The organism is Sulfitobacter sp. (assembly GCF_041552635.1).
In the GTDB taxonomy this organism is placed as follows: domain Bacteria; phylum Pseudomonadota; class Alphaproteobacteria; order Rhodobacterales; family Rhodobacteraceae; genus Sulfitobacter.
Genome location: NZ_JBFEKM010000217.1, coordinates 1 through 5,166, shown reverse-complemented (window position 1 = coordinate 5,166; position 5,166 = coordinate 1). Strand labels below are relative to the sequence as shown.

Below are 5,166 nucleotides of genomic sequence, written 5' to 3'. Positions count from 1 at the left end.
GCTTTCGATGGCGTTCGTGGTGTAGATGATCTTTCGGATTGCGGGATCAAAGGCGAAGAATGGGATCACCTCTTGCCAAGCTCGACGCCAGGCCGGGGCGATGGACGCATATTTCCCTGCCCATTTTTCCTCAAACGCATCAAGCTGTGCAGCGGCCTGATCGGCGGTTAGCCTCTCATGGTAACGCTGGTTGTTATAGTAATTAGCGAAGCCCCCGATCTGACGTCCAAGATCGCCTGAAAAATAGTGGTTTTCCAGCAGAGCCTTGCTTTTCGTGGGCCGCCGCGTCGGCAGCGTCTAACGATCATTAAGCGCCTTAATTTCTAAAGGTATCTCTTTGCGCAGCAGAAACCTTCGGGCTGTTTGCCCGTAGCTTTGCAAAACTCCATCCCTATTTAAGTCGCGGCTCAGCAAGGGAAAGAGGGTTATCAGTTCATCAAAGGCACCATTGTTCAGCGTCTTGATCGCCTCTGGCCCAGGGAAGAAACTTTCGCTGGGCAGGCCGTTGGAAAAGATCACCTCATGTCGCTCGAACAAGAGATGCCAGTAGGTCACATTCTGGCACCCTTTTTTGACCCGCACCACCTCGCCGCCTATTTCAGCGAGATGTTTGACACGGATCATGACTTCGTTGTGGTCATGACGCAGCAACACCCCATGCTGAGGCGACACAACAAGAGCGCTATGATTCCCGAAGGTGCCCGGTTTGATTTCGATCGGCTTGAGTTGGGGCATTTGGTCAAGCTCTCGCATCCTGAGACGTCGCATGCTGCTCCAGACTAAGGGTTTCGGGCAGTTGTCCTTTGTTACGACCAGATCACCTGGACGGATCTGTTCAATGGGCACTTCACCGGATGGTGTAAGGATCATCGTGCCTTCGGCGAAGCAGACGACGCCTGTGTTGTCGGTGGTAAAGCTGCTTTGGCCAGCACCTTGGAACGTCAGACTGTCGCCAGGTGCGAACTGGGTTTTGCCAGAGTAGTCGGTGCCGCCGGGGCCATCGTTCGACTGGTTGAGGATACCATCATCGGCAAAGTCTGCACGCAGATCCCAGATATTACCGTAATAGGTCGACAAGTCGATGAAGTCGTTGTTGTTGGTATCACCGTCGTTTAGAGCACCACTGTTGCCGGTGTTGAAGTCACTGATAGTATCTGCGCCATCACCCGTCGCATAAATGAAGACGTCGTCGCCCGCGCCACCGGTCAGCAGATCATTGCCCGTGCCGCCGTCAATTGTATCGGCTCCAGCGCCACCGGAAATTGTGTCAGCCCCCGACCCACCCAGAAGCGAGTCACTGCCGCCTCGCCCATCGACGTTGACACCCACGCTGTCGGACCCAGCATTGAAGATGTCAGAACTGTCGGTCAGGATGTTCCGCTCGATATTGGTAAAGCTAATCTGGTTGGCACCGTTCTGGATCGTGCCGGCCTCATTGCCCGTGTAGGTGACCGTGACGCCACTGCTAAGCAGGCTGAGGTCGATGGTGTCCAGATCGACGCCGCCCTCGCCACCGCTGATGGTGTCGTTCCCAAAGCCGTCTTCGATGATGAAGGTGTCAGAGCCGGTACCACCGTCCATGCTGTCGTTGCCGACGCCGCCGCGGATGGTGTCGTCACCCGATCCGCCACTTATCGAATCCGCCCCCGCGCCGCCGATGATGCTGTCGTTCCCGAACTGACCATAGATCGTGTCGTTGCCAAGTCCACCGTCGATGGTGTCGTTGGCATCGTTCGAGATGGTGATGGACTTACCAGCAGCATTTTCGACATGTCCAACGAAAATGTTTTCCGGGCCGCGTATGACAAAGTTGTCGTTACTGTCGGTGGCGTAGTTCAGCGTCTGGCCGTCCGCGATGGTGGCAACTGTGGTTTGCGAGCCGTCCTCGTTCAGCCGGACAAGGGTGATTGGAGCGCCAGAGGTGTTGATGACCGTTAGATTTCCGGCGGTCCCTCCCGCACCGGAGCGGTGCGACGCTGGATCATAGGCATCACCATCACCGACTATGAAATCTTCGCCATCGCCCCCTCTGATACTGTCCCTGCCTTGGCCGCCGGCAATAAGATCGTTGCCTGTCCCCCCGTCGAGCGTGTCCTGGCCGCTGCCACCATCGACACTGTCTGCGCCCGCGCCGCCAGACAGGCTGTCGTTGCCGTCGTTTCCTTCAAAATAGTCGTTTGCGCTGTCGCCGCTTAGGGTATCGTTGCCGCTGCCACCGCTTACTGTTGCCATGCCAGCTCCCCGAATAACTGCTCAAGCAAAACCCCCGCAAAACTGGAAAAATGACTCGCAACGCACGCGGAGCCCGCAGCTCTTGGAAACGGGAAACTTGCAAACGGCAGTTCGGACACGATAAACCTCTGACTCTGTCTCCCGACCGCTTGGGTCTGGAAATACTGGCTACAAATCACTGAGATTATGAAAGCTTTGTCGATAAAGCGTGAAGCTGTCTCACGAATTGTTTAAAAGTTGATCAGTCGAACCTACCGATCAAAAGCTAATTTCTTCGGGATGCGTAGACGGACATTGACCGTTTCAATGTCAGCTCTCGCCGCTATTAAAAATTCAATTCGCACCAGCAGCGAAAGCCCGCAATCCGCCCGTCATGTCGACTTGTCTAAATACTGAATGTGTCATACTGAATAGTCATATATTCACTTTTACGACGCCGAAGAGATCAGAAATAACAAAACAAGATCAGATACTTAAGACATATTAGCTTCGCCCCCTACCGTCGGAGCCATTTACAACCTAAGTTGTTGAAATACCTACCGAAGTCACAGCGTGGCTTCGTAGGTGTGGCATCAGGGTGTTACATCCCCCTGCAGCCAGATGGCATGACCGTTTCGTATCCGTCCCAATCGGATCTGAAACGAATGTTGAACCAACCCCATCTCTCAAAACGCGGAAATACCTATCAATGGCGGCGTCGTTTACGCCGACAATCCACAGGAATCGTCGATATTAAGCTCTCGCTGGGGACGACAGACCTGCGCTGCGCTCATATACTGTCCCGCAGGATCAGTGCGGAAAGCGATATCGTCATGGAGCAACTCATTCATCAACAGATCACGTCGGACATGGCGCGGCGCTGGCTTGCCAGTGTCATCACCAAAGAGCGGGCGAAGATCGAGAATTTGAAACTGCTGCATCGATTTGATTCCGGCGACCCCGCTGACGACCATCGCCACGATCAAGCTACAGCTGACGCTTGGGCACAGGTGAATGAGGACGGCTTGCAAGGCGCGACGTCTGATCATCCATTGGTATCTCTTAAACTGGACATCATCCGCGATGACCTCACCAGCGAAGCACGACAGAACATCATTCAGCGCGATTTCAAGGCATTAACGGGCCATCCACAGCTTTCGGCCTTTGACCGTGCAAAACTGGTGTCCTTGCTGATCGCTGGGAAGTCCGCTGCATGGAACCGGCACGAAGAGGCCTTGGCAGATATCGACGCGGCGGCGGATGACCTTTGGGAAAGGGCCTCTCAATTGCTGGCACCAGAGCCAGAGGCGCACGCCGCCCCCCTGCAGCTTGTCTCTGCCCCCGAGGTAGAAGCTGACACTCTCGATCCCGACATGCACGCCGTTGTGTCCCGCATGAACGACATGAAGCGCAGCGAAGGCATTGAGGAAAAGACCCTGCGCCAATATGAGAGCTTTGCTGGCCTGTTTACCACGCTGACGGGCATTCGCGACGTGCGCCAGATCCGGCAAACGGATGCCACGGGATTTCGCGCGGCGCTTTACAAGCTGCCGAAAAGCTGGGGCAAAAGCCCTGCAGACCGCAATGCCACCCGCGAAGAGATCATGGCCCGCGCAGCCAAACTGCCGCCCGAGAAGGTCGGGCTGTCCATCGGCACGATCAACCGCCATCTTGAGCATCTGGGCCAGATTATTGAGTGGGCCTCGGATGAGGGCATTGCGGTAAACCCCAAGCTCAAACCCGGAAAACTACGCCGCAAGGACACTGTTCGCGACTGTGACAAGAAACAGGCGTTCACCGAGGCAGAGTTGCACAGCCTGTTCAAATCTCCGGTTTGGTCCGGATCGAAATCCGAATATCACCAGACCGATCCGGGCACCGAGATCTACCGCAACGGCGTTTATTGGTCGCCTTTGATCGGCGCTTTTACAGGGGCGCGGCGTGAAGAGATCGCAGGGCTGGCCCCTGCTGACATTGTTGAGCGCGATGGCATCCCTTGCCTCAGCATCGAGGATTCCGAGCTACGGCGGATCAAGAACATCTCGTCAAAACGGGTCGTGCCAATCCACAGTCGCCTGATCGCCCTGGGATTTCTGGATTTCATGGAAGAAGCCCGCGCCAAAGGGCAAGCCGAGCTGTTCCCCGATCTGCGCGAACCAGCAACGGGTAAGCATGGCCGCAAACTGGGCCGCCGGATGCGCCAGATCGTTGATAAGACCTTTGGTGCCGAAGGTGCTGGCCTGTCGTTCCACAGTCTGCGCCACTATGCTCAAGCTGTGCTGGAACACGTTCCCGATGTCACGGACAAGGTGCTGCGCGACATCGTTGGCCATGAGGGCAAAGACACCCATGAGCGCACCTATAGCAAGCCTACGCCGCCCGCTGTCCTGCAGGCGGCCATTGAGAGGTTACCAGCCGTGATCTGATCATACCCCCGGCCCGTCAGACTTCGGGTCGGTATCTGAGTTTGCATCCAGAATGCGGGTCAACTCGGCCCGTTGCCCCGCTTTCAAATTCTCGCGCTGTTCGAGAACGTAGGCCGCATCTGCTGCGATCTCGGCGCGCTCACGGCTCAGGGTTTCTTCAATCGTGCGGTGGATGGATTGCGCGAGGGGCTTCAGTTTTGGCATCACTGGTTTAATACGTGTCGCAATCCGCATGCGGTCCTCTTTGGTTTTCGGCGCATTCGGCCCCCACACCAGTTTGTCTTCACTCGGTTTTGGCCCGGACACCCAGCGTAGGACAGCCCCGCCAAGCATATCGATGCCCTCCACCAGCGTTTTCATCAAAGACACCATCTTTGACAGCTTCGCCTGCCCTCTTCTTAGTTTAGCGATAGATGATACATGCGCAAAACAAGTCGGCACTTTTGGCGCTCCACTTCCGCTTAGCTTGCCATTAAGCTACTGACCTTGACCTGCCCCCCGAAGTTTCCCGTCACTTTGATGTAGAGTT

General features: G+C 55.8%; 3 protein-coding genes and 1 pseudogene. 1 reads left to right on the top strand and 3 read right to left on the bottom strand.

Going from position 1 to position 5,166, the window contains the following annotated elements; genetic code table 11:
• Nucleotides 1-168, bottom strand: a pseudogene (locus ABYT07_RS18605) (transposase); the annotation flags it as partial.
• A 129-nt stretch (nucleotides 169-297) separates the two neighbouring features.
• On the bottom strand, nucleotides 298-2,232 hold the full coding sequence (locus tag ABYT07_RS18600; RefSeq protein WP_372993517.1) for a Hint domain-containing protein: 1,935 nt from the start codon (nucleotides 2,230-2,232) through the stop codon (nucleotides 298-300).
• Nucleotides 2,233-3,044: 812 nt separating this feature from the next.
• On the opposite strand from ABYT07_RS18600, the gene ABYT07_RS18595 reads away from it, so the two are divergent.
• Nucleotides 3,045-4,637, top strand: coding sequence for a site-specific integrase (locus ABYT07_RS18595; RefSeq protein WP_372993516.1), 1,593 nt, complete (start codon nucleotides 3,045-3,047; stop codon nucleotides 4,635-4,637).
• Here the strand turns inward: ABYT07_RS18595 and ABYT07_RS18590 are convergent, their stop codons facing one another.
• Nucleotides 4,638-4,997, bottom strand: coding sequence for a hypothetical protein (locus ABYT07_RS18590; protein WP_372993515.1), 360 nt, complete (start codon nucleotides 4,995-4,997; stop codon nucleotides 4,638-4,640).
• Nucleotides 4,998-5,166: the final 169 nt, after the last annotated feature.

Coding starts and splice junctions, on each gene's coding strand:
- ABYT07_RS18600 (WP_372993517.1), bottom strand. CDS start 2,232: ATGGCAACAGTAAGCGGTGGCAGCGGCAACGATACCCTAAGCGGCGAC.
- ABYT07_RS18595 (WP_372993516.1), top strand. CDS start 3,045: ATGGAGCAACTCATTCATCAACAGATCACGTCGGACATGGCGCGGCGC.
- ABYT07_RS18590 (WP_372993515.1), bottom strand. CDS start 4,997: ATGAAAACGCTGGTGGAGGGCATCGATATGCTTGGCGGGGCTGTCCTA.